Here is a 23,430-nt window from a genome sequence, read left to right as displayed (position 1 = left end):
CGTCGTGTGCCATGGGAATGCTCACACCGCTCATCGGCCCGTCCCCGATCCGGCCGCGGCGAGGGTGCGACAGCCACAGTCCGGGTGTGGCGGCCAGGGCCTGCGCTGCACCTCGTGGGTGTCCAGATCCAGTTCCACGGTCGCGTCGAGCGTCCCGGGGCGCCTGCGCGGCGAACACGCGACGATCGCCTCCAGTTCGCCCATGGCCAACGCGGTGGTCGCCGCGATCCCGGCCGGTGACGCGTGGCCCGTCCGGCCGAGCAGTTGCGCGGCCAGATGCGGCCAGTCGGCGTCGAAGCCGGTGCGGGTCAGATCGGCACAGCGCAGGCAGCTCGTCTCGCCGGGCAGCACCAGCGGACCGACGATCCCGACTCCGTCGCGGACCCGGACCTGCAGGTGCGGGATCCGGCGCAGCACCAGATCCACCGACAAGCGCGGGTCGACCATCAGCGCGTCGGTGAGCACCACCAGATCCGCGCCGGCCCCGATCGGCGTCTCGGGCCGGTACTCGCGCGAGCGGGCGGGACGCAATCCCATGCGCCGCAGGCCGATCGCCACCGCGTCGGAGAGCGGGCCGAGGCCGTGCACGGTGACGGCACGGACCCTGCCCTGTTTTCGTTCGGGTTGCAGGAGCAGCCCGGCCTCGTCGATCGCGGTGAGCAGGGCGAGGGTCAGATCCGGGGGAATCCCGAATTCCCCGGCGCGCCAGATGATCTGCGGGCGGGACTGCAGACCGTCGAGCAATCGGAGGAACGCGAGCACCGTGCCGGTGTCGAGTTCGGTGGTCTCGAGCAGCAGGGCGCGTTCGGGATCCCAGCCCAGTTGCACCGTGCCCGACGGACGGACGAGCGTGGTCACCCGGGGGTTCAGCATCGGTCCGCGCAGCGGCGTCGTGGTGGTCATGCCCCGAGTATCACCGGCTCGACGGGGTCGACAGCCCGCGAAAAGTGGGGTTGTCCACAGGGTTTCGGCGTGTCGGACTCGTTGGGTGAACCTGTGGACAACTCGGACTCGGCCGGTCGGCGCGGAGTGTCGGCCCGCTTCGCGACCGCCGGAACCGTGTCGTGTCGCTCCGCCGCGAAGTTTTCCGCGGCGGGCCGGTGATCAGGACTTGTCGGTGTCGGTGTCGGAATCCGGTCCGGACTCGCCCCGCTCGGCCGCGTCCCGCTCGCGCGCCTCGGTCTCGGCGAGCTGCGCCAGCGGATCGTCGAAAGCGCCGGTGCCACCGCCGATCACGGAGTCGATGAAGCCGGCGGGGGAGTCGAGGTCACTGGAATCGGGCAGCAGATCGGGGTGCGCCCACACGCCGTCGCGCCGATCCATGCCCACGTCGGTGGTGAGCCTGCGCCACAGGGCCGAGGCCTCGCGGACCTTGCGCGGGCGCAGTTCCAGGCCGACCAGGGTGGCGAAGGTCTGCTCGGCCGGACCACCGGTCGCGCGGCGACGGCGCAGGGTCTCCGAAAGCGCGCTCGCCCCGGGCAGCCGCTCGCCGACCGCGTCGGACACCACCACGTCGACCCAGCCCTCGATCAGCGCGAGCAGCGTCTCGAGGCGTTCGAGCGCCTGCTTCTGCTCGGGCGTGGTCTGCGGTTCGAAGGTGCCCTGCGCGAGCAGTTCCTCCAGCTTGGACGGGTCGCTCAGCGACATCGGGTCGATGTTCTGCGCGGCCTCCTCCAGCGCGGAGAAGTCCATCTTGATGCCACGCGCGTAGTCCTCGACCGCGCCGAGCACCTGCTGACGCAGCCACGGCACGTGCGCGAACAGTCGCTGGTGGGCGGCCTCCCTGGCCGCGAGGAAGACCATGATCTCGCTCTCGGGCTGCTCCAGCCCCGCGCTGAACGCCGAGATCGCGGTGGGCAGCAGTGCCGCGGTACCGGCCGGGCCGAGCGGCAGCCCGATATCGGTGGAGGTCAGCACCTCCTTGGCCAGCTGGCCGAGGGCCTGGCCGAGCTGGGAGCCGAACGCCAGACCGCCCATCTGACCGAGCATGCCGACCATCGGCCCGGCGAACTGCTTGGCCTCCTCCGGCAGCTGCGCGGTCCACATGCCCGAGATCTGCTCGGCCACCGGATCGCACAGGCGCTTCCAGGTGGGCAGCGTCTCCTCGATCCAGTCGTTGGCGGTCCAGGCCACGGTCTTGGTGGCGCCCGCGGGCAGGACGGTGGCGCCGTCGAGCCAGAGTTCGGCGAGGTGAGCCGCGTCCGCCACCGCGGACGCGGTCTTGTCCGTCACGGGCGCGACGGTGGCGCCGAGCTGCTGACGCGCCAGGCGCTTGGCGACGTCGTAGTTCACCGGGCCGCCCTGCGCGCCGCCGGGCCCCATGCCCTGGCCCATGCCGCTGAGCATCTGACCGAGCTGGGTCAGCATCTGACCCAGCTGCGACGGATCGAAGCCGCCCGCGCCCGCCGCCCCGAACCCGAACGGATCGTTTCCGCCGGGACCGTTCGACTCGTCGCGACGCTTGCCCGACTCGTCGTCGTCGCGGTTCGAGAAACCGAAGGGGAGATCGCTCATGCCTCTAACGTTACGCGGGACCCCCGGGGCCTCGGTGTTCGCGCTTCGCGAAATCGACGCGATCCGGCCGGTGGGCAATTGCGTGCCACTCCCGTCGGTGACGATAGGTGATCACTACTGTGGGCGGAGTGAATCGTCGGATCCTCACCCTGATCGTGGCCCTGGTACCCGTGCTCGTGCTCGGTGTCGTCGGCAGCGTGGTCACCGTGCCGTTCGTCGCGCTCGGCCCCGGGCCGACCTTCGACACCCTCGGGGAGGTGGAGGGAAAGCAGGTGGTCGACGTCACGGGCGCCCCGCTGGATCCCACGACCGGACAGCTCAACATGACCACGGTCTCGGTGCGCGACGGGCTCAACCTGTTCGAGGCGTTCGGCTTCTGGGCCAGCGGTGACCACGGTCTGGTCCCGCGCGCCGAGGTCTACCCGCCCGGTGTGTCGCGCGAGGAGATCGACAAGTCCAACCAGCAGGACTTCAAGGATTCCGAGAGCGACGCCGAGGTCGCCGCGCTGCATCACCTGAAGCTGCCGACCGTGGTGCTGGTGCGCTCGCTCGGCGAGGACGGTCCGGCCAAGGAGGTCCTGCAGGTCGGTGACGAGCTGATCAGTGTCGACGGCATTCCGATCACCGCGCCCAAGGACGTGGTCGACATCGTCGCCACCAAGGCGCCCGGCGACACCGTCACCGTCGTCTACCGGCGTGGTGACGCCGAGCAGACCACCCCGATCACCCTCGGCACCCGCCCGGACGACTCGGCCAAGGCCTACCTCGGCATCACTCCGGGGGAGGGCGGTCGCCCGCCGCTGCGGGTGGAGTTCAACCTCGCCGACATCGGCGGTCCGTCGGCCGGGCTGATGTTCAGCCTGGCGCTGATCGACAAGCTCTCGCCGGGCGAACTCAACGGCGGCCGCTTCGTCGCGGGCACCGGCACCATCGATCAGGAGGGCAAGGTCGGCCCGATCGGCGGCATCCAGTACAAGATGATCGCCGCGCGTCAGGCCGGGGCCGAGACGTTCCTCGTGCCCGCGGACAACTGCAACGAGGCCCGCCAGCGCGCGCCGGAGGGCCTGCGCCTGGTGAAGGTCGACACCCTCGACAGCGCGATCACCGGCCTGGCCGACATCGACGCCGGCCGCGAGCCGGTCAGCTGCGGCTGATCACTCCAGGGTGTGGTGCAGGGCCTCGACCAGGCCCGGCGCCAGATTCGGGTAGGTGCGCAGATCCAGGTCGCCGAAGCCGTCGTCGTCCTCGGGGCGGATCTGCAGCAGGCACAGTGACGCGCCCTGGCGCAACACGCCCGCGATGAGTCGCGCGTCGCGGCGGCCCGGATGGGCGTGCGCCGCGGCACGCCCGGCCGCGTCGGCGGCATCGTCGTCGGCGAGCAGCGGGACCAGTGCCTCGTCGAGGTCGCTCTCCGCGTCCGGCGGGAGCACTACGATCTCCTGGACCAGCACGCAGCCCTCGACGGCCGGCGGCCAGGTGGTGGTGGCGAGGAACTCGTCGAGCGCCATCGAGCCGCCGGTGATGTCGTCGGGGAAGGCCTCCTGCGCGATGGGGGTCAGCTCGCTGCCGTCGTCCAGCTGGTCTTCCAGCGCGGGTTCGGCCGCGACCAGGTCGGCGGTCGGCACCAGGGCGAACATCTGGGGCGGGTTTCCCCAGCCCTCGGCGTCGGCGAACTCGACGACCTCGCGCACACAGCGGGCGAGGACGACTTCGGCGTGCTGGTCATCGGTCACCCGCCCATCCAATCATTTTCGGCCCAGGCGCTTGCACGGTGTCCGATTTCCGTAGAGTGGGCGCCAACGGTCCGGCAACGGACCACCCGCAACATCGGACTGCGGTGTCTGCGCCGATCAACCGGCGCCGAAACCGCCGGACCCTTGGAGAGTGGCACCGTGGGCATGCGGCCCCCCACCGGATTACCGTCGTTGTCCCGACGCAGCCGAGTGCTGCTGGTGACAGCAGTCGTCCTCGCGGCGCTGTTGCTGCTCGGGCCCCGCCTCACCGACGCCTATACCAACTGGTTGTGGTTCGGCGAGGTCGGTTACCGCAGTGTGTATCTCGGCGTGGTGATCACGCGACTGGTCCTGTTCGCCGTGGTGGCGCTGTTCGTCGGGCTCGTGGTGTGGGGCGCGTTGCTGCTCGCGTACCGCTCGCGTCCGGTGTTCGTGCCGGTCGCCGGGCCCAACGACCCGATCGCGCGCTACCGCACCACCGTGATGAGCCGGCTGCGGCTGTTCGGCATCGGCATCCCGGTGCTGCTCGGCCTGCTGTCGGGTCTGGTGGCGCAGTCGAATTGGGCCACCGTGCAGCTGTTCCTGCACGGCGGTGACTTCGGCGAGCAGGACCCGCAGTTCCACCTCGACGTGGGCTTCTACGCCTTCGATCTGCCGTTCTACCGGATGGTGCTGAACTGGCTGTTCGTCGCCGTGGTGATCGCGTTCTTCGCGAACCTGGTGACCCACTACGTGTTCGGTGGCCTGCGGCTGGCCGGGCGCGAAGGCGCGCTGACCAGGGCGGCCCGCATCCAGCTCGCCGTGATCGCCGGAATCTTCGTGCTGCTCAAAGCGATCGCGTACTGGTTCGATCGCTACGACCTGCTCTCGAGCACCCGCAAGGCGCCGACCTTCGGCGGTCCGTCGTTCACCGACATCAACGCGGTGCTCCCGGCCAAGCTGATCCTGCTCTCGATCGCGGTGATCTGCGCGATCGCGTTCTTCGCCGGCATCGTGCTGCGCGATCTGCGGGTGCCCGCGATGGCGGCGGCGCTGCTGGTGCTGTCCTCGATCCTGGTCGGCGCGGTCTGGCCGATGGTGGTCGAGCAGTTCTCGGTGCGCCCGAACGCGGCCGACAAGGAGAGCCCGTACATCGAGCGCAACATCATGGCCACGCGCCAGGCGTACGGCATCACCGACGACAAGGTCGAGTACCAGGACTACCGGGGCGAGAGCCAGAAGAGCCCGCTCGAGGTCCCGGCCGACGCCGCGACGATCGGCAACGCGCGGCTGCTGGATCCGAACATCCTCTCGCCCACGTTCACCCAGCTGCGTCAGCTGAAGAACTTCTACGGGTTCCCCGAATCGCTCGACATCGACCGCTACACCCTCAACGGCTCCACCCAGGACTACATCGTCGCCGCGCGTGAGCTGCATCCCGAGGCGCTCTCGGGCAACCAGAAGGACTGGATCAACCAGCACACCGTCTACACCCACGGCAACGGCTTCGTCGCCGCGCCCGCCAACCGGGTGAACAAGCCGCAGTCCGACGCGCAGAGCGCCGCGGGCGGCAGCGACTCCGGCTACCCGCTGTTCATGGTGAGCGACCTGTTCACCAAGCAGGAGGACCAGCAGATCAAGGTGGATCAGCCGCGCATCTACTACGGCGAGCTGATCTCCCAGTCCGATCCCGACTACGCCATCGTCGGCGCGACCGAGGGTCAGGCGCCGCGCGAGTACGACTCCGACACCGCCTCCTACACCTACGAGGGTTCCGGCGGCGTGCCGATCGGCAACTGGTTCAACCGCCTGGCCTTCGCGGCCAAGTACGCCGAGCGCAACATCCTGTTCTCCTCGGCGATCAGCGACAACTCCAAGATCCTGTACAACCGCAATCCGCGCGAGCGGGTGCAGAAGGTCGCGCCCTGGCTGACCACCGACGGCAACGCCTACCCGGCGGTCGTCGACCAGCGCATCGTCTGGATCGTCGACGCCTACACGACGCTGGACAAGTACCCCTACGCCGAGCCGACCTCGCTCGACGGCGCGGTCGAGGACAGCATCGACAAGAAGACGGGGCGCGTGATCCCGCGCAAGGAGGTCAGCTACATCCGCAACTCGGTGAAGGCCACCGTCGACGCCTACGACGGCACCGTCACCCTGTACGAGACCGACGCGAACGACCCGGTGCTCAAGGCGTGGCGCGGGGTCTTCCCGGACGCGGTGAAGTCCGAGAGCGAGATCTCGCCCGAGCTGCGCGCGCACTTCCGGTACCCGGAGGATCTGTTCAAGGTCCAGCGCGACATGCTCACCAAGTACCACGTGGACAACCCGCGCGAGTTCTTCACCAACAACGCGTTCTGGTCGGTGCCCAGCGATCCCACGATCGAGGGCGGCACCTTCAACCAGCCGCCGTACTACGTGCTGCTCGGTGACAAGACCACCAACAAACCGGTCTTCAACCTGACCTCGGCGATGGTCGGCTACAACCGGCAGTTCCTGTCGGCCTACATCTCGGTGCGCTCGGACCCCGACGGGTACGGCAAGTTCACCGTGCTGCAGTTGCCGACCGACTCGCAGACCCAGGGCCCGCAGCAGACGCAGAACTCGATGACCACCGCCGACGCGGTGTCGCGGGAGAAGACCCTGCTGTCGAACTCGAACAAGATCCGGTACGGCAATCTGCTCACCCTGCCGGTGGCCGACGGCGGCATCCTCTATGTCGAGCCGTTCTACAACGAGCGCAACACCGGGTCGTCGACCTTCCCACAGCTGCTGCGTGTGCTGGTGAGCTACCGCGACGCGGCGGGCAGCGTGAAGGTCGGCTACGCGCCGACGCTGGCCGAGGCGCTCAACCAGGTGATGCCGGGGGCGGGCGCGCTGGCGACTCCGTTCGGCGGCGACCCGGCGCTCAAGCCGAAGCCGGGCGCCACGCCGCCGGTCGAGGGCACGACGCCGCCGCCGAACGGCGGAACGACCCCGCAGCCGGAGACCACGCCACCGGCGGGTTCGGCGGCGCAGGAAGCGGCGGCGGCCGAGCTCAGCCGCAAGATCGAGGCGGTCCGCACGGCCATGCGCACGGGAAACTTCACCGATTTCGGTAAGGCGCTCGAGGAACTGGACGCCGCGGTGCAGGCCTACCAGGACGCGGGCGGCCGGTAACCGCACCGACCGAACGAAGAAAAGCCCCGCCGTCCGGCGGGGCTTTTCTCGTGCAGGGGGAACGGTGGATCAGCCGCCGATGGAGGCGATCAGCGGGGCGTTGGCATTGAGCAGGTCCTGGTACTGACCGGCGACGCCGTACTGCTCGGCGAGGGACTGCCCCGCGGCCTTGGCCTGGTCGACGGCGACCTGGAGGTCGGTCTTGGCCTGGGCGGGCAGCTCGACGGCGGGCTCCTCGACGACCTCGGGCTCGGGCTCGGAGGTGCCGGCCTGCAGGTACTGGCCGCAGTGCGGCCAGGCGCCGATGCCCTGGGTGGCGAGCACGTTCTCCGCGACGCGGATCTGCTCTTCCTTGCTGGCGTTGTGCGCCGAGCCCTGGCCACCGTTGGCGGCCCAGGTGCTCTGCGAGAACTGCAGGCCACCGTAGTAGCCGTTGCCGGTGTTGATACCCCAGTTGCCGCCGCTCTCGCACTGGGCGACGCCGTCCCAGTTGTGGTTCGCGGCGGAGGCGGTGCCGGAGGCCAGGCTGAACGGAACGGCAACCAGGGCGCCGGTGATGGCGGCGACGCCAAGGGCGCGGGTGCGGAATTTCCGGGTTTCAGTCATGGGGGAGACGCTAACCAACAAATCCGCGACGATCACATCTTGATAACGGCCGCACTTTATGATTGGAACAGACGTCTTTTCGATGTTTACGCAGGATAGCGGCGGGGAATACCCCAATCCTGGTCAGTCTGTTATTGGTCCGTTATGTGCGTGAGATCACGCAGAAATAGTGACACCGGTCACCGGAATTCCGCGAGCCCACTCGGCGCACTCTCTCGACCGTCGCCCTGTGACGACGCGCACATTCTCGGTCCGAATCGACTCCCCTGTCTCGCCGAAGATCGCCCGCGCACCCCGAAAAACCGATGCTGACCTCGCGATTTGGCATCCGAGCCAACCGGTGTGTAATGTTGTATTCACCGACGCGGGGTGGAGCAGCTCGGTAGCTCGCTGGGCTCATAACCCAGAGGTCGCAGGTTCAAATCCTGTCCCCGCTACAAACGAAAGGCCCGGAACCATCAGGTTCCGGGCCTTTCTTCTTATCTCAGGCGTCGAGGTCGCTGGCGACCATTTCGGCGATCTTGTCCAGCGTCGGCTGGTCCTCGCTGGCGATCACCACCTCGGCGCCCTGACCGGCGCCGAGGGTCATGATCATCAGCGCCGAGCCGGCGTCGACCGGGTCGCCGCCGGTCAGGGCGATGGTGACGGGGACCCCTGCCGCGCCGACCGCTTCGGCGATCAAGGCGGCGGGACGGGCGTGCAGGCCGACCGAGGAGCCGACGGTGACGGTGGTGCTTGGCATGGGTTTTCTCCTTGTTGTGCGGATGGATTACGCGGTGGTGAGAACGGGGGACGCGGACTGCCTGCGGGTGAACTCCTTGGCGAGGGTGACGCACACCGCGGCGACCGCGGTGCCGACCAACAGTGACACCACGAACCAGACCAGGGGCTGGATCGCGAAGAACACGAAGATGCCGCCGTGCGGCGCGCTCAACTCCACGCTGGTCGCCATCACCAGGCCGCCGGTGACCGCGCCGCCGACCATCATCGACGGCAGCACCCGCAGCGGGTCGGCGGCGGCGAACGGGATCGCGCCCTCGGAGATGAACGAGGCGCCCAGCAGCCACGCGGCCTTGCCGTTCTCGCGTTCGGCCTCGGTGTACAGACGCGGGCGCACGGTGGTCGACAGCGCCATCGCCAGTGGCGGCACCATGCCCGCGGCCATCACCGCCGCCATGATCCGCAGCGAGGCGGGGTCGGTCACCGACAGGCCGGCGACGGCGAAGGCATAGGCGGCCTTGTTGACCGGGCCACCGAGGTCGAAGCACATCATCACGCCCAGGATGACACCGAGCGCGATCGCGGAGGTGCCGGACAGGCCGTTGAGCCAGTCGGTGAGCCCGTTGGTGACGGCGGCGAGCGGCTTGCCGAGCAGCACGAACATCGCCACACCGACGATCAGCGAGGCCAGCAACGGAATGACGACGACGGGCATCAGGCCGCGCGCCCAGGTCGGCACCGGCAGCTTGCCGACCCACAGGGCCGCGAATCCGGCGACGAGTCCGCCGACCAGACCGCCGAGGAACCCGGCGCCGACGAACACCGCGATCGCGCCCGCCGTGAAGCCCGGCGCCAGACCCGGCCGGTCGGCGATGGCGAAGGCGATGTATCCGGCGAGCGCCGGGACCAGGAAGCTGAACGCCAGTGAGCCGATCTGGAACAGGACCGCGCCGAAGTAGGTGGCGAGGCCGCCGTCGGGCAGATCGGTGATCGAGTTGTTCAGCACGATGTCTTTGGCGCTGTCGGAGATCTCGTAGCCGCCGAGCAGGAAGCTCAGCGCGATCAGCAGACCGCCCGCGGCGACGAACGGGATCATGTAGCTGACGCCGGTGAGCAGGATCTGCCGCAGACGCGACCCCCAACCCAAGCCCTTGGCGGCGGCCTGCGACGGCGCCGGAACCGTTCCGCCCACCGTCGCGGCACCGGCGGAGGTACTGGCCGTGACCGCCTCGGCGATCATCGTGTCCGGCTCGTTGATCGCCCGCTTGACCCCGGACTCGACGACCGGTTTGCCGGCGAACCTGCCCCTGTCCTTCACCCCGACATCGGTGGCGAAGATGACCGCGTCGGCGGCCGCGATGACGGCGGGATCGAGCTTGTCGCCGCCACTGGAGCCCTGCGTTTCCACGACGACGTCCACCCCGGCCCGCTCACCGGCGGCGACGAGCGAGTCGGCGGCCATATACGTATGGGCGATGCCGGTGGGGCAGGCGGTGACGGCGACGATCTTCCGCCGCGATCCGGATGCGGTGTCCGACGTTCGCCCACCCTCTTGCTGGGCTTCCGCTGCGGATGATGTTCCAGCGGGCACACTCCCGGTGCCGGTGCCAGGCGTGGCGCCTGCGGACTGGCCGCTCGCCCCCGTGACTCCCGTAGCACCCGTCGCCGCGCCCCCGCCCACCGTCGCGTTCGAGTCAGCGGCGACGGCGTCGCCGGTCACGGCGTTACCGGTGTCTGTGCCGGCGCCGCCGTGCTCCGAGGCGGCCTCGCCCGCTGCAGGCGAGCCGGCCGCCGTACCCGCCGTGGAGGCGGCAGCCGTACCGCCCGAGCCCGCGGCCGCCGCACCCGAACCGGCTGCCGCGCTCGGCGAATCAGCCGCAGCGTCGCCTGAGCCGGCTGACGTGCTGGGCGAGCCGGCTGCCGCGCCGGATGGACCCGCCGCAGCGGCAGGCGGGTTGATGACGCCGTCGACCAGCACGACGACCTCCGCCGGAGTCGACGCCGCCCGCAGATCGGCGACGAAGGCCGGGCGCACGAGGGCCCGCGCCAGCGACGACAGCAGCTTCATGTGCTCGGCCCCGGCACCTTCCGGTGCGGCGATGAGGAACACCAGGTCGGCGGGTCCGTCGGGCGCGCCGAAGTCGACCTTCGGCGACAGCCGCGCGAAGGCGAGGGACGCGGTGGTGACGGCCGCCGATCGGCAGTGCGGGATGGCGATGCCGCCGGGGAGTCCGGTGGCCGACTGGGCTTCGCGGTCCAGCGCCGCCCTGGTCACCCCGGCGGCGTCGGACGCGCGGCCCGCGGTGGCGAGGGTGTCGGCGAGGGCGGTGATCACGGCGTTCTTGTCGGCGCCGAGGTCGGCGTCGAGGGTGATCAGGTCGGTGGTGATGATCGAATCGGCCATCGTGGTGTCTTTCGGGAGTGGGAAGTGAAGCGGTGGGCGATGTTTCGGCGGATGCTCAACCGACCCGCGGAACTGCTCGGCGAATCCCGGCGGCCGGCTCCGGCATCGCCCGCGCTCTGCGGCGCCGACGCTGTTCGCCGCGGGCCCGGAGAGTCCTGACCGCGATGCGGTCGCTCGCCAGGCGGTGGCGCGCGCCGGTGACTCGGTGTGGCGCGTGCCTGTCGCGGAGACGAGAGCGTGCGTGCTCGCCGCGGCGGGCGCCGGCCTCGTCCCGTACTGCCGACTCGGGGGCCGGGGAGTTCTGTGCCGTCGCCGCGGGGGAGTTCATGCCGACGGCCGATCGGAGAGAGCCAGCGGACGGGCGGTGACGGCGTCGAGGGCGATATCGGCCGGGCCGGGGAGACCGGTGCCGGGCAGCGCGGTGGCGGCGCTGCCGTAGGCGACCGCCGAGCGGAGACGGTCGGCCGGGGTGGCGCCGGATTGCTCAGCGAGCAGATACCCGGCCAGCGCGGAATCTCCCGCGCCGACGGTGCTGCGCGGCACGATGGGCGGGGCGGCGGCGAACCAGGCGCCCTCGCCGGTGACCAGTACCGCGCCGGCCGCGCCGAGCGTCGCCAGTACCGCGCCCACCCCGCACTCGAGCAGCCGCGTAGCTGCTGCCGCGGCGGCGCTCGGCTCCTCCAGCGCGACCGGGTCGAGGCCGGTCAGCTGCGCCAGTTCGTCGGAGTTAGGTTTGACGAGATCGGGTGCGGTACCGGCGTTCTCGCCGAACAGCGCGAGCAGCGGCGCGTCGGAAGTGTCGACCGCGATGCGGGTGCGTCCCGCGCCATCGGACGTCCCGCCGAGTGCGGACAGAGTGGTGACGAGCTGGGCGTACCACTCGACAGGCGCTCCCGGCGGCAGTGAGCCGGAGAGCACGATCCACGAAGCGCCGGCCGCCAGTTCGACGAGCAACGCCGTCAACTCGCCCAAATCGCGTTCGGTCAGCGGCCGACCCGGTTCGTTGATCTTCGTTGTCGTGCCGTCGGTTTCGGCGATGGTCAGGTTGGTGCGCGGCGCGCCGGGCACCGGCACCGTCCGGAACGCGATCCCCGCGGCGCGCAAACCGCTCACCACGGGATCGTCGTCGGCGCCGGGCAGGACGGCCAGGGTCCGCGCACCGCCCGCGGCGACGACCCTGGCGACGTTGACGCCTTTGCCGCCCGGATGGGAGGTGACCCCCGCCGCGCGGTGCACCTGCCCGCGGCGCAACGGTTCGGTGAGCGTGACCGTGCGGTCGACGCTCGGGTTCGCGGTCAGTGTGACGATCATGCGAGCACCACCTCGATTCCCGCGGCGGTCAGATCCGCGTGCGCGGCGGCCGGGATGTCGGTGTCGGTGACCAGGACGTCGATGTCGCCGGTGCCGCCGAAGCTGACGAAGTCCTCGCGGCCGATCTTGTCCGCGTCGGCCACCACGACCACCTGGTCGGCGGCGGCGATCATCGCCCGCTTGACGGCCGCTTCCTCGGGATCGGGCGTGGACAGGCCGTGCCGGACGGTCAGCGCGTTGGTGCCGATGAAGGCGACGTCGACGCGCAATTCGCCCAGGAGTCGCAGCGTCTCGGCGCCGACGGCGGCCTGGGTGACCCCGCGCACCCGCCCGCCGAGCAGCTGCACCCGCACCCCGGGAAAGCCGGTGAGCCGGGTGGCGATGGGCAGGGAGTTGGTGACGGCGACGAGCTCGAGATCGCTCGGTAGCGCCGCGACCATCCTGGCGGTGGTGGTGCCCGCGTCGAACACCACGCTGCCGCCCGCGCGCGGCAGGAAACGCAGGGCGGTATCGGCGATGCGGTCCTTCTCCTCGGCGCGGGTGGTGTCGCGTTCGGCGGTGCCGAGCTCGATCGTGGTGAGCGCGCCCGCGCCGACGGCGCCGCCGTGGACGCGCCGGATCAGTCCGAGGCGGTCGAGCACGGCGAGGTCGCGGCGCACGGTCTCGGTGGTGACCCCGTATTGATCGGCCAGCTCGGCGACGGAAACCCGGCCGCGATGGCCCACCAGGGTGGCGATCGCCTGCTGACGTTCCTCGGCGTACATGGGTCCTCCGGGCTCATGAGAATGTTTACTCATGTTGTTTTATGCCCGTTCGTGTGGCTTTGTCAATGATTTTTGGTGAGGCGAGTCACAATCGTTGCGGAGGGATATGGTCGCGATCCGCCGACGGAATCATGCCGAGGTACTGGAGACCCAGCTCAGAGCAGGTTCAGGGCATGGTGAAAGCGGCGCCCTCGGTTGGCGGCACCGTGTGGGAAACCAGATCGAGCTTCAGCCGGGCGGAAGTGGTCCTCAGTCGACGCCGAGGTCCGCGGTGAGCGGGTCGCGCAGCGCGCCCTCGGCGGCACGTAGTCGGTCGGTGACCGAGGTGAGCAGGTCCATCGAGTCCTGCGACAGACCGCAGGCGAGCAGGGTGAGATGACGGACGGCGCCGCAGGTGATGCGCTGCGCGAGTAGCACGTCCGGGTCGGCGGGTGCGGCCGAGTGTTCGACGAGGGTCACGACAGGGGCACTCACAATCTCGGAACGTGCTGCTGGGATCGCTGTCTACTTACGAGTATGACGCACCTTACATCGCCCCTGCGGTCCGCGAACCCAAGCTCGCGTGCGAGAGTTCAGCAATGAGTCAGTTCGCCGACTATCAGAACGAGATCTACCTGGCCGCGCTGGGCGGCATCCAGCCGGAATTCCCGATGGACTTCGCCACGCTGGAGCGCAAGGCGACGGCCGCGCTGCCCGAGACCTTGCTGAACTACATCGCGGGCGGCGCCGGTGACGAGCTCACCCAGCGGCGCAACGCCGAGGCCTTCGGCGACTGGGGCCTGGTGCCGCGGATGCTGGTCGGCGCCACCGAGCGCGACCTCACCGTCACCGCGTTCGGGCACACCTTCGCCAGCCCGCTGTTCCTGGCGCCCGTCGGGGTGATCGGCCTGGTCGGCGAGAACGGGCACGGCGACATCGCCCTCGCCCAGGCGTCGGCGAAAACCGGTGTGCCCGCGATGTTCTCGACGCTGATGGAGGACCCGCTCGAGGACGTGCGGCCGCACGCGGGCGACACCCCGGCGTTCTTCCAGTTGTACACGCCGAAGAACCGCGAGCTCGCCGAGAGCCTGGTGCACCGCGCCGAGGCCGCCGGCTACGCGGGCATCACCGTCACCCTCGACACCTGGGTGCCCGGCTGGCGGCCCCGCGACCTGGCCTCCGGCAACTTCCCGCAGCTGCGCGGGCACGTGCTGAAGAACTACACCAGCGACCCGGTCTTCCAGGCGATGGTCGGTTCCGACGACCCGAAGATGATTGTCCTGCACTGGGTCTCGACCTTCGGGCACTCCCTCACCTGGGACGACCTGACCTGGCTGCGCTCGCTCACCGATCTGCCGATCATCCTCAAGGGCATCTCCCACCCGGAGGACGCGCGCAAGGCCATCGACTTCGGCGCCGACGGCATCTACTGCTCCAATCACGGTGGGCGGCAAGCCAACGGCGGCCTCAGCGCACTCGAGACGCTGCCCGCCGTCGTCGCCGCGTGTGACGACCGGGTGCCGGTGCTCTTCGACTCCGGCGTGCGGTCCGGCGCCGACGTGGTCAAGGCGCTCGGCCTCGGCGCGAGCATGGTCGGCATCGGCAGGCCGTATGTGTACGGGCTGGCGCTGGGTGGTGTGCGCGGTCTGGTGCATCTGCTGCGCGGCTACGCCGCCGAGGCGGATCTGCTGATGGCGGTGAACGGTTACCCGGACATCGCCGCCGTGCGCGCCAACATCCGGCCGACCACCTTCGGCAACGCCTCCCGCGGCTGATTCCCGGACGGTCCGGATACCCGTTACCCGACGGGTTTTCGGGCCGTGACGGTGGGCTCGACCGGAACGTGTCGGTGGCGTGCGGCATCATCGGGGCACACGCAGCAGACGCACCAACCTCCCGGAGTCCACGATGTCCTCGCCGAGCACCAAGTCCGCATCCCGCCGATCCGCCCAGCAGGTACTGTCCGAGGCCGAGCTCGCGCGCATCGCGGGCGAGCTGGCGGAGGGCAAACCGCCGATGGTGTGGTTCACCGCCGCCGCCGTCGGTGTCGCCGAGGGCAAGTCGGGCAAGGTCGTCGCGCTCGGCGATCCGGCCGACGGCGACTTCCTGCAGGTACGGCCCACCGGTTCCAAAGATGTGCTGTCGTTCGGACCGAGCGAGGTGACGCTGACCAAGCCGGCCCGCGCGACTACCGTAGCGCCGGGCGGCTCCACGCGAACCCGCCCGGACAACGTCCCCGAGCAGAGCAATCGAAAGGACACCACCGTGACCCAGCCGTCGACCCAGCCGAGCGCGGCCGCGACGCCGCCGGCGCCTCGGTCGCTCGCGCCCGTTCCCGACGAGCCGGCGGCCGCGCCCAAACCGGCGGCGCCGCGGCCCGCCAAGGCCACCGCGGCGCGCAAGCCCAAGGCGCCAGAGGTGACCGTCACCCTCACCGGCACCGCCGACGGGGAATGGACCGTCGACGTGGTCAACGGCAAGAAGCGCAGTGTGAAGGGGCTGGCGGTGAGCAGCGCCGCCGTCGCGCAGGCCGCCAAGATCCTGCATCCTGAGGTCGAAGAGGTCGTCGACGGCATCCTGGAGGCCGCCCGTGGCGTGCAGCAGGCCAAGGTGGCCCAGCTGCAGGCCGAACTGGAGGCGGCCAAAAGGCTGTTAGCTGAACTCGGCGACTAGTGTCGCGGCCCACCGGCGCGGCTACACCGCTGTGCTGGTGGGCTTTCCGGTGCTGCGCAGCGCGCGGTGCACCGTGGCGTGCGGTGGATCGTCGTGGAATGCCAGGCCGAGGCGGTACTCCTTGGCGTGATACATGGCGGCGTCGGCCTCGCGCAGCAGGTCGTACACCGTGGAATCGGTCGGTCGCGAGGTCAGGCAGGCGACCCCGATGCTGGCGGTGATGGGGATCTCGCCGCAGCTCAGCTCGAACGGGCGGATGAAGGCACCGAGCAGCTGCTGGGCGAGGACGGCGGCTTCGGCGCGGGAACGCGCGGCCAGGATCACGAACTCGTCGCCGCCGTAGCGGGCGGTGATGTCGGCGCGGCGGGCGGTGCGGCGGATGCGGGCGGCGGCCGCGGCGATCAGCTCGTCACCCACGGCGTGTCCGTAGCTGTCGTTGACCATCTTGAATCCGTCGAGGTCGATGAACAGCAGGCACAACGGCTTTCCCGCCCATTCGTGCCGGTGCCGCTGGGGCGCGCGCAGCAGCGCGGACCGGTTGTACAGGCCGGTGAGCAGATCGTGGTCGGCCTGGTACTGGGCCCGCCGTTCGCTGCGCAGGCTGCGGGCGATGGCGCGTTCGCTGCGCACCAGCACTCCCACCAGCAGCAGGGTGAGCAGCAGGCAGATCACCACGCGGTCGCCGGAACCGAGATCGGCGCCGACCGCGCTGATCAGCGAGGCGGCCACCAGTGCCACCGCGATCACCCCGGCCCGGCGCCGGGACCGATGCGGATGCACCTCGTCGGTCTCCTGCATCGCGGCCATGGTGGGATGCAGCGCCGCGGCCCCGGCCAGCAGGTAGGCGCACTGCTGGAGAACCAGAGCGAACCCGCCGCCGTCGAGAGTGCCTGCGGCGGAAAGGCTTTCGATCAGGCCCGCGCCGAGCACCGCGATCAGCCCGGCCTGGAGCAGGCGCAGCGAGATCTCGGTGCGCACCACGGTGGCCAGCGAATGCGCCAGCATTGTCAGCAGCAGCGCCTCGATCAGCGGGTAACTCGCGGCCAGCAGCGTGTCGACGCCGAGGGGGCGGCGCAGGATCGGGGAGATCAGGAACGTCCAGGCGGCCAGCAACGCGCTGAAGCCGATGAGCATCGTGTCCAGCCAGAGATCGCGGGCGCTGCCGAGACGGCGCGGCCGCAGCCAGCCCACCGCGGCCAACGCGAGACACAGATACGCCGCCAGGGTGACCACGTCGTCGGTGGGATGCCAGGCCGAGTGCACGCCGAGTTCCCGGATGGCGGTGCCCACGGCGAACAGCGGGACCGAGAAGGCCAGCAGATACCAGGGGAGTCGCTGCGTGGGCCGGTGCCGGTAGAGGCCGAGCCCGATCATCGCCAGACTCCCCGCGACGATGACGACGAGCAGCAGGAACGACAGCCACCGCGCGCCCAGCAGTGGCGTGAGCAGCACGGCCGCGACCGCGGCGAGCAGGATTGTGCGCCGGCTCCGGTGCGGTGTTTCGCCGATGGTCATCAGCCCCCCTTGATCCGCTGCGCACGTGCCGAGCGCCGCCGATCGAACGTAGAGACGCTCAAAACCTTTACAACTCAGTCGATCATGACACGATCGGCGACCGATGTCGTGCCCTTGTCTGCAAATTCCGAATACCGATTCGGTACCCGCTGTCCAACCGGACCCGGCGGCGGTGTGTGCTGGGGACGACGAGTGGAGAGGAGTCAGGGGTGGACAGGTGGATCGCGCCCGGCCGGGTGAACATCATCGGCGAGCACACCGACTACAACGACGGGTTCGTGCTGCCCATCGCCTTGTCGCTCGGGGTGGTGTGCGCGGCCGAACGCACGGGCGACCGGCTGGTCCGGCTCACCTCGGCCCAGCGTCGCGGCGAGCGCGTCGAGGTCGGCGTCGAAGACCTCGCGGCACAGCGTGAGCAAGTCCCCGCTTGGGCGCGCTACCCGCTCGGCGTCGTGCATGAGTTCGCGCGGGCGGGTCATCGGGTCGACGGGGTGCGCCTCGAGATCGACGGCGCGGTGCCGATCGGCGCCGGGCTGTCGTCCTCGGCCGCGCTGTGTTGCGCGGTGACCGTGGCGCTGCGCGATCTGTTCGCGCCCGCGCTCACCGCGCGCGAACTCGTCGCGATCGCCAGGGCCGCGGAGAACGGTTTCGCCGGCGTGCCGACCGGCATCCTCGACCAGTCCGCATCGATCCTGTGCACCGCCGGGCACGCCCTGTTCCTCGACGTGCGCGCCTACACCGCGCCAGAGGGGCCGAAACCCGGTGCGGTCGAACAGATCCCGTTCGACCTGTCCGCCGCCGGACTCGCGCTGGTCGTCGCCGACACCGGTCACCCGCACGACCTCGCCGACGGGGGGTACGCCGAGCGCCGGGCGCAGTGCGAGGCCGCCGCGAAGGCGCTCGGCGTGTCCGCCCTGCGCGATGTCGCCGAGGCGCAACTGCCGCGGCTGACCGACCCGCTGTTGCGGCGCCGCGCCACCCACGTGGTCACCGAGAACGCGCGGGTCCTCGCGGTCGTCGACAAGTTGCGCGCCGGCGCCGATCCGCGCGCCATCGGCGCCCTGCTCACCGCCTCGCACGAGTCCCTGCGCGCCGACTTCCAGGTGTCGGCGCCCGCCCTCGACCTCGCGGTGACGGCCGCGCTGGGCGCGGGCGCACACGGCGCCAGGATGGTCGGCGGCGGGTTCGGCGGCAGCGTGCTCGCCCTGGTGGACCAGGCCGATACGGCCGCCGTCACCGCGCGGATCGCGGAGCGATTCGCCGCGGCGCGGCTGCCCGCGCCCAGAGTCTTCACCGTCGAACCGGCCGCGGGCGCGCGCCGACTCGGCTGAACAGATGTTGCGTAATCCCGATTCCGCCTGTGACGCACGGCACAATCGTCGACAGTAGAACCATCCGGAAAGTTCGGCGGGCGACGCGGGCCCGCGCCGTTCCCGACGACGCGGGGCGTGCCGCCCGGTGCCAGGCCAGGAGGGACACGCTGTGCCACTTGCCGTTTCCACCGTCACGCTCGACGCCTCGTCGACCCTGCGGCTCGACGCGGAGCCCGTCGACTACGCGCTGGTCGCCCTGTATTTCGTCTTCGTCCTCGGGATCGGGCTCATCGCCCGGCGCCGGGTCTCCACCAGCGTCGACTTCTTCCTCTCCGGTCGTTCGCTGCCCGCCTGGGTGACCGGCCTCGCCTTCATCTCCGCCAATCTCGGCGCGGTCGAGATCATGGGGATGTCGGCCAACGGCGCCCAATACGGCTTCCCGACCTTCAACTACTTCTGGATCGGCGCCGTCCCGGCCATGCTGTTCCTCGGCGTGGTGATGATGCCGTTCTACTACGGCTCCAAGGTGCGCTCGGTGCCGGAGTTCATGCGCAGACGGTTCGGCACCGGCGCGCATCTGGTGAACGCGTTGAGTTTCGCGCTGGCGCAGGTGCTGATCGCCGGAGTGAACCTGTACCTGCTCGGCACCATCCTCAACGTGCTGCTCGGCTGGCCGCTGTGGATCTCGGTGATCGTGGCCGCGGTCATCGTGCTCTCCTACGTGACCCTCGGCGGGCTCTCGGCCGCGATCTACAACGAGGTGCTGCAGTTCTTCGTGATCGTGGCGGCGCTGCTGCCGCTGACGCTGGTCGGCCTCCACCGGGTCGGCGGCTGGGACGGGTTGAAGGACAAGGTGACCGCCTCGCCCGGCGGCGCCGACCAGCTGCAGACCTGGCCGGGCAACGCGATGAGCGGCTTCACCGACAACTTCGCCTCCATCATGGGCATCGTGTTCGGCCTCGGCTTCGTGCTCTCGTTCGGCTACTGGACGACGAACTTCGTCGAGGTCCAGCGCGCGCTGGCCACGCATTCGATCTCGGCGGCCCAGCGCACGCCCATCATCGGCGCGTACCCGAAGATGTTCATCCCGTTGATCGTCGTCATCCCCGGCATGATCAGCGCGGTCCTGGTGCCGCAGATGATCGAGTACAAGCAGCAGGTCACCGCGAATCCGGACTTCACCGGCGACGTCACCTACAACCAGTCGCTGCTGTTCCTGATGAAAGAGGTGCTGCCGAACGGGCTGCTCGGCGTGGGCCTGGCCGGGCTGCTCGCGGCGTTCATGGCGGGCATGGCCGCCAATGTCTCGGCGTTCAACACCGTGTTCAGCTACGACCTGTGGCAGCAGTACGTGCGCAAGGGCCGTCCCGACGGGTACTACCTGAAGGTCGGCAGGCTGGCCACGATCGGCGCGACCGTCGCGGCGATCTTCACCGCCTTCATCGCGGGCGGGTTCAGCAACATGATGGACTACCTGCAGACGCTGTTCAGCTTCTTCAACGCGCCTCTGTTCGCGACTTTCATCCTCGGCATGCTGTGGAAACGGATGACGCCGACCGCGGGCTGGGTGGGTCTGGTCAGCGGCACGCTGGCGGCGGTGTTCGTCTTCGTGCTCAACGAGACCGGGGTGACCGAGCTGTCGGGTCAGGGCGCGAGTTTCGTGGCCGCCGGTGTGGCGTTCGTCGTCGACATCACCGTCAGCGTCGCGGTCACCATGGTGACCACGCCGAAGCCCGCCGCGGAGCTGGTCGGCCTGGTGTACTCGGAGACCCCGAAGGCGCTGCGCACCGACCCCGACGCCGACACGCTGCCCTGGTATCAGCGGCCGGTGCTGCTGGCCGGGATCGCGCTGGTGCTGGTGATCGCGCTCAACATCGTCATCGGATAAGGAGTCAGGGCAATGCTTTTCGACATCCGCACCATCATCGGCGCGCTGCTCGGCTGCTACGGCGTCGTCCTGGTGATCACCTCGCTGGTACAGGACAGCGCCGAGCAGGCGGCCAAGACCGGCGGCCTCGACGTGAACCTGTGGGCCGGTCTCGGCATGCTCGGCGTCGCCGTCGTCTTCATCGGCTGGGCCGCCCTGCGCCCGGTCCAGGTGCCTGCGCGACCCGATCTGCCCCTGGACGAGTTCACGCCCGACGCGTGAGGCGTGCCGACCGGCCGACCGCCGGCCCGGGTAGCGTCGCAGGCATGTCGAACACCATGCGCGCACTGCTCACCGGCACCGGCGCGCTGCGGGCCGCCTCGGTGCCGGTACCCGTAGCGACGGCCGATCAGCTGCTGATCCGGGTCGCGGCGGTGTCGTTCAACAATGCCGATCTCGACGCCGACGCGAGCGCCGACGGCGTCGAGCGGGTCGCCGGGTACGAGTTCAGCGGCGAGGTGATCGCCGCCGGGGACGACGCAGGTGCGGGACTGGTGGGGCAGCGGGTGATGGGAACCGCGCCCTCGGCGTTCGCCGAGTACGTCGTGGCGCATCGCCGCCACGTCGTCCCGGTCCCCGGCGCGGTACCGGCCACCGAGGCCGCCGCGCTGCCGGTAGCGCTGTTCACCGAGCACGGCGCGCTGACCGTCGCCGGGCTGCGACCCGGCGAGTCCGTGCTGGTGACGGCGACCTCCTCGGCGCTGGGGCTGATCGGCGCTCAGGTCGCCCGGGTGCTCGGCGCGGGGCGGGTGCTGGGCTCGACCCGTTCGCCGGGCAAACGCGCGCTGCTCGAACGGGCCGGCGTGGATGTCGCGCTCTGCGCCGACGGCGCGGATCTGGCCGACGAGGTGCTGGCCGCCACGCGGGGCGCGGGCGCGGAGGTGGTGCTCGACCACATCGGCGGCGCCATGCTCGCGGTCGCGATCGAGTCGGCCGCGCTCGCGGGCCGGGTGGTGAGTGTCGGCAGGCTCGGTGGCGCCGAGGCCACCATCGATCTGTTCGCGCTGGCGCGCCGTCGCGTCGGCGTGCACTCGGTCTCCTACGGTTTCGCCGTGCCGGCGGTCATCGGCGAGCAGCTCGACGCACTCGGGCCGGTCGTGCTGCCCGCCGTGGCCGACGGGCGGATCAGCGCGACCGTCGACAGCGTGTACCCGTTCGGCGAGGCCGATACCGCCAGGCAACGGCTGCGCGGCGGTGCGGCGGAGGGCAAGGTCGTGCTCACGCTGGAGTGAAGTCGCCCGGTCACGCCTCGACAGCGCCCGGAACACCGTCCTGGACAACGAAACTCGCACGGGTGGTGATGGGTGCGCCGGGGCGCGTCACATAGGGGACGACGCGGAAGTCGGTGCGCCACTGGCGATGATCGAGTTCCACGCGGGCGTAGCCGCGCTGGCGATTGTGGAACTTGATGTCGGGGTTGGCGGCCAGCAGGGCACGGCCACCGTCGGTGACATCGGCGCCGTCGCCGCCGGTGGAGATCGAGGTGCCGGTGAATTCGGTGGCGACGACCGGTGATTCGGACACGGTGTAGTCGCGGCGCAGGTCGGCGACGTAGTTCTCGTGCCGGTCGCCGGTGATCACCACCAGGTTCCCCGCCGCGCGGTCGGCGGCCGTGCCGAGCACAGTGTTGCGGTCGGCGATGTAGCCGTCCCACGCGTCGGTGCCCAGCAGCAGGGCGGGGCCGGGATCGTAGTCCGACTGTGCCATCGCGACCTGATTGCCGAGCACCTGCCAGCGCGCGGGCGAACCGGCCAGTCCATCGACGAGCCAATCCCTCTGCGCCGCACCGAGGATGGTGCGGTCGGCGGCGTAGCGGTCGGCGCAATCGAGCACCGCGCTCCCGTCGCCGCAGGCCTGCGGCGTGCGGTACTGCCTCGTGTCGATCATCGTGAACTCGGCCAGATCGCCGAATCCGTAGCGGCGGTGCAGGTGCACCGACGGGCCGACGGGCAGCTGCGCCAGCCGCATCGGCTGGTGCTCGTACATGGCCTGGAAAGCCGCTGCCTTCCGGCGGCGGAACAGCGGCGGCAGCCGGTACACGTCCACGCCGAGGCCGGGGCGATCGGCGGCCCAGTTGTTGTCGACCTCGTGGTCGTCGAAGGTGACCAGCCAGGGGAACCGCGCGTGCGCCGCCTGCAGCGGGATCTCGGCCTTGGCCTGGGCGTAGCGCAGCCGGTAGCCGGTGAGGTTCACGGCCTCGTCCTCGAGCTGGGGTGGCAGGCTCGCGCCGCGCCGGGCGAGGACCCAGGAGGATTCGTAGATGTAGTCGCCCAGATGTACGACCAGATCGAGGTCTTCGGCACTCAGATGCTCGTAGGCGGTGTAGTAGCCCGAACTCCACGACTGGCACGACGCGAACGCGAAACGCATCCGCGCCGTCGGGCTGCCCGCGGCGGGCGCGGTGCGGGTGCGGCCGACGGGGGAGATCGTGGAACCGGCCCGGAACCGGTAGTAGTACCACCGGTCCGGAGCCAGTCCGGCGATCTCGGGGTGCACGCTGTGCCCGAGCGCGCGCGTGGCCACCGCCGAACCCCGCGCCACCACCTTGGCGAAGCGCTCGTCCTCGGCGACCTCGTAGTCGACGGTCACCGGGTTGATCGGCATGCCGCCGTAGCCGTCGGGGGCGAGCGGATCGGGCGCGAGCCGCGTCCACAGCACCACGCCGTCGGGCGTCGGTTCGCCGGAGGCGATGCCGAGGGAGAACGGGTCACCGAGCGTGCGCGGCGCGGGAAACCGCGCGCTGCTCACCGCCGACACTCCTACCGCCGCCGCGACCGATCCGGTCACGCTGTAGCGCAGGAGTTGTCGGCGGGACAGCGTCATGTGTGCA

Annotated in this window: 19 protein-coding genes and 1 tRNA gene; 9 read left to right on the top strand and 11 right to left on the bottom strand. The window is 70.3% G+C overall.

Annotated elements, in window-relative coordinates; translation table 11 throughout:
- Nucleotides 1-30: 30 nt before the first annotated feature.
- Both DFR69_RS05615 and DFR69_RS05610 read right to left on the bottom strand, forming a co-directional pair.
- Nucleotides 31-903 (bottom strand): TOMM precursor leader peptide-binding protein, encoded by an 873-nt coding sequence (locus tag DFR69_RS05615; protein ID WP_110036365.1) that lies wholly within the window; start codon nt 901-903, stop codon nt 31-33.
- Between the two features lie 201 nt (nt 904-1,104).
- Nucleotides 1,105-2,514: a zinc-dependent metalloprotease gene (locus DFR69_RS05610; protein ID WP_110036364.1), complete on the bottom strand. Its 1,410-nt coding sequence runs from the start codon at nt 2,512-2,514 to the stop codon at nt 1,105-1,107.
- Between the two features lie 128 nt (nt 2,515-2,642).
- Between DFR69_RS05610 and DFR69_RS05605 the strand changes: the two genes are divergently transcribed.
- A complete protein-coding gene (locus tag DFR69_RS05605; protein WP_110036363.1) occupies nt 2,643-3,668 on the top strand; it encodes a YlbL family protein in 1,026 nt (341 codons plus the stop codon).
- Here DFR69_RS05605 and DFR69_RS05600 read toward each other — a convergent pair whose 3' ends face one another.
- Nucleotides 3,669-4,247, bottom strand: a complete 579-nt coding sequence (locus tag DFR69_RS05600; RefSeq protein WP_110036362.1) for a PPA1309 family protein — start codon at nt 4,245-4,247, stop codon at nt 3,669-3,671.
- Between the two features lie 159 nt (nt 4,248-4,406).
- On the opposite strand from DFR69_RS05600, the gene DFR69_RS05595 reads away from it, so the two are divergent.
- Nucleotides 4,407-7,388 carry a UPF0182 family protein gene (locus DFR69_RS05595; protein ID WP_110036835.1) on the top strand — a complete coding sequence of 994 codons (2,982 nt, stop codon included), beginning with the start codon at nt 4,407-4,409 and terminating at the stop codon, nt 7,386-7,388.
- 69 nt (nt 7,389-7,457) lie between these two features.
- On the opposite strand, the gene DFR69_RS05590 is transcribed toward DFR69_RS05595, so the two are convergent.
- Nucleotides 7,458-7,994, bottom strand: coding sequence for a transglycosylase family protein (locus DFR69_RS05590; RefSeq protein WP_110036361.1), 537 nt, complete (start codon nt 7,992-7,994; stop codon nt 7,458-7,460).
- Between the two features lie 363 nt (nt 7,995-8,357).
- Here DFR69_RS05590 and DFR69_RS05585 point away from each other — a divergent pair.
- A tRNA-Met gene (locus DFR69_RS05585) sits at nt 8,358-8,431 on the top strand.
- Nucleotides 8,432-8,478: 47 nt separating this feature from the next.
- Here DFR69_RS05585 and DFR69_RS05580 read toward each other — a convergent pair.
- The 5 genes from DFR69_RS05580 to DFR69_RS05560 all read right to left on the bottom strand — a co-directional run bounded on the left by DFR69_RS05580 (nt 8,479) and on the right by DFR69_RS05560 (nt 13,667).
- Complete coding sequence (locus DFR69_RS05580; protein ID WP_110036360.1) at nt 8,479-8,736, bottom strand: HPr family phosphocarrier protein; 258 nt, start codon at nt 8,734-8,736, stop codon at nt 8,479-8,481.
- Nucleotides 8,737-8,763: 27 nt separating this feature from the next.
- Nucleotides 8,764-11,118, bottom strand: a complete 2,355-nt coding sequence (locus tag DFR69_RS05575) for a PTS fructose transporter subunit IIABC (protein WP_110036359.1) — start codon at nt 11,116-11,118, stop codon at nt 8,764-8,766.
- Nucleotides 11,119-11,442: 324 nt separating this feature from the next.
- Entirely contained in the window at nt 11,443-12,429 is a 987-nt protein-coding gene (locus tag DFR69_RS05570; RefSeq protein ID WP_110036358.1) for a 1-phosphofructokinase family hexose kinase, read from the bottom strand.
- Entirely contained in the window at nt 12,426-13,193 is a 768-nt protein-coding gene (locus DFR69_RS05565) for a DeoR/GlpR family DNA-binding transcription regulator (protein ID WP_110036357.1), read from the bottom strand. Before DFR69_RS05565 ends, DFR69_RS05570 begins: the two co-directional genes overlap by 4 nt.
- 249 nt (nt 13,194-13,442) lie before the next feature.
- Nucleotides 13,443-13,667, bottom strand: coding sequence for a hypothetical protein (locus DFR69_RS05560; RefSeq protein ID WP_146229202.1), 225 nt, complete (start codon nt 13,665-13,667; stop codon nt 13,443-13,445).
- A gap of 104 nt (nt 13,668-13,771) precedes the next feature.
- On the opposite strand from DFR69_RS05560, the gene DFR69_RS05555 reads away from it, so the two are divergent.
- Both DFR69_RS05555 and DFR69_RS05550 read left to right on the top strand, forming a co-directional pair.
- A complete protein-coding gene (locus DFR69_RS05555) occupies nt 13,772-14,947 on the top strand; it encodes an alpha-hydroxy-acid oxidizing protein (RefSeq protein ID WP_110036355.1) in 1,176 nt (391 codons plus the stop codon).
- A 133-nt stretch (nt 14,948-15,080) separates the two neighbouring features.
- The gene (locus tag DFR69_RS05550) at nt 15,081-15,845 is read left to right on the top strand and encodes a DUF6319 family protein (RefSeq protein WP_110036834.1); all 765 of its coding nucleotides are present in this window, start codon (nt 15,081-15,083) and stop codon (nt 15,843-15,845) included.
- A 21-nt stretch (nt 15,846-15,866) separates the two neighbouring features.
- Here the strand turns inward: DFR69_RS05550 and DFR69_RS05545 are convergent, their stop codons facing one another.
- Nucleotides 15,867-17,360, bottom strand: a complete 1,494-nt coding sequence (locus tag DFR69_RS05545; RefSeq protein WP_110036354.1) for a GGDEF domain-containing protein — start codon at nt 17,358-17,360, stop codon at nt 15,867-15,869.
- A 209-nt stretch (nt 17,361-17,569) separates the two neighbouring features.
- On the opposite strand from DFR69_RS05545, the gene galK reads away from it, so the two are divergent.
- From galK to DFR69_RS05525, 4 genes are all read left to right on the top strand, one after another.
- A complete protein-coding gene (gene galK / locus DFR69_RS05540) occupies nt 17,570-18,691 on the top strand; it encodes a galactokinase (RefSeq protein WP_110036353.1) in 1,122 nt (373 codons plus the stop codon).
- Between the two features lie 151 nt (nt 18,692-18,842).
- Nucleotides 18,843-20,561 carry a sodium:solute symporter family protein gene (locus DFR69_RS05535; RefSeq protein ID WP_110036352.1) on the top strand — a complete coding sequence of 573 codons (1,719 nt, stop codon included), beginning with the start codon at nt 18,843-18,845 and terminating at the stop codon, nt 20,559-20,561.
- 12 nt (nt 20,562-20,573) lie between these two features.
- A complete protein-coding gene (locus DFR69_RS05530; RefSeq protein WP_110036351.1) occupies nt 20,574-20,822 on the top strand; it encodes a hypothetical protein in 249 nt (82 codons plus the stop codon).
- A gap of 44 nt (nt 20,823-20,866) precedes the next feature.
- The gene (locus DFR69_RS05525; protein WP_110036350.1) at nt 20,867-21,832 is read left to right on the top strand and encodes a quinone oxidoreductase family protein; all 966 of its coding nucleotides are present in this window, start codon (nt 20,867-20,869) and stop codon (nt 21,830-21,832) included.
- A 10-nt stretch (nt 21,833-21,842) separates the two neighbouring features.
- Here DFR69_RS05525 and DFR69_RS05520 read toward each other — a convergent pair whose 3' ends face one another.
- A complete protein-coding gene (locus tag DFR69_RS05520; RefSeq protein WP_110036349.1) occupies nt 21,843-23,423 on the bottom strand; it encodes an alkaline phosphatase D family protein in 1,581 nt (526 codons plus the stop codon).
- Nucleotides 23,424-23,430: the final 7 nt, after the last annotated feature.

This window comes from Nocardia neocaledoniensis, assembly GCF_003182135.1.
Taxonomy (GTDB): domain Bacteria; phylum Actinomycetota; class Actinomycetes; order Mycobacteriales; family Mycobacteriaceae; genus Nocardia; species Nocardia neocaledoniensis.
Note: the sequence above shows the minus strand (reverse complement) of the source record. Positions and strands in the feature narration are given on the sequence as shown.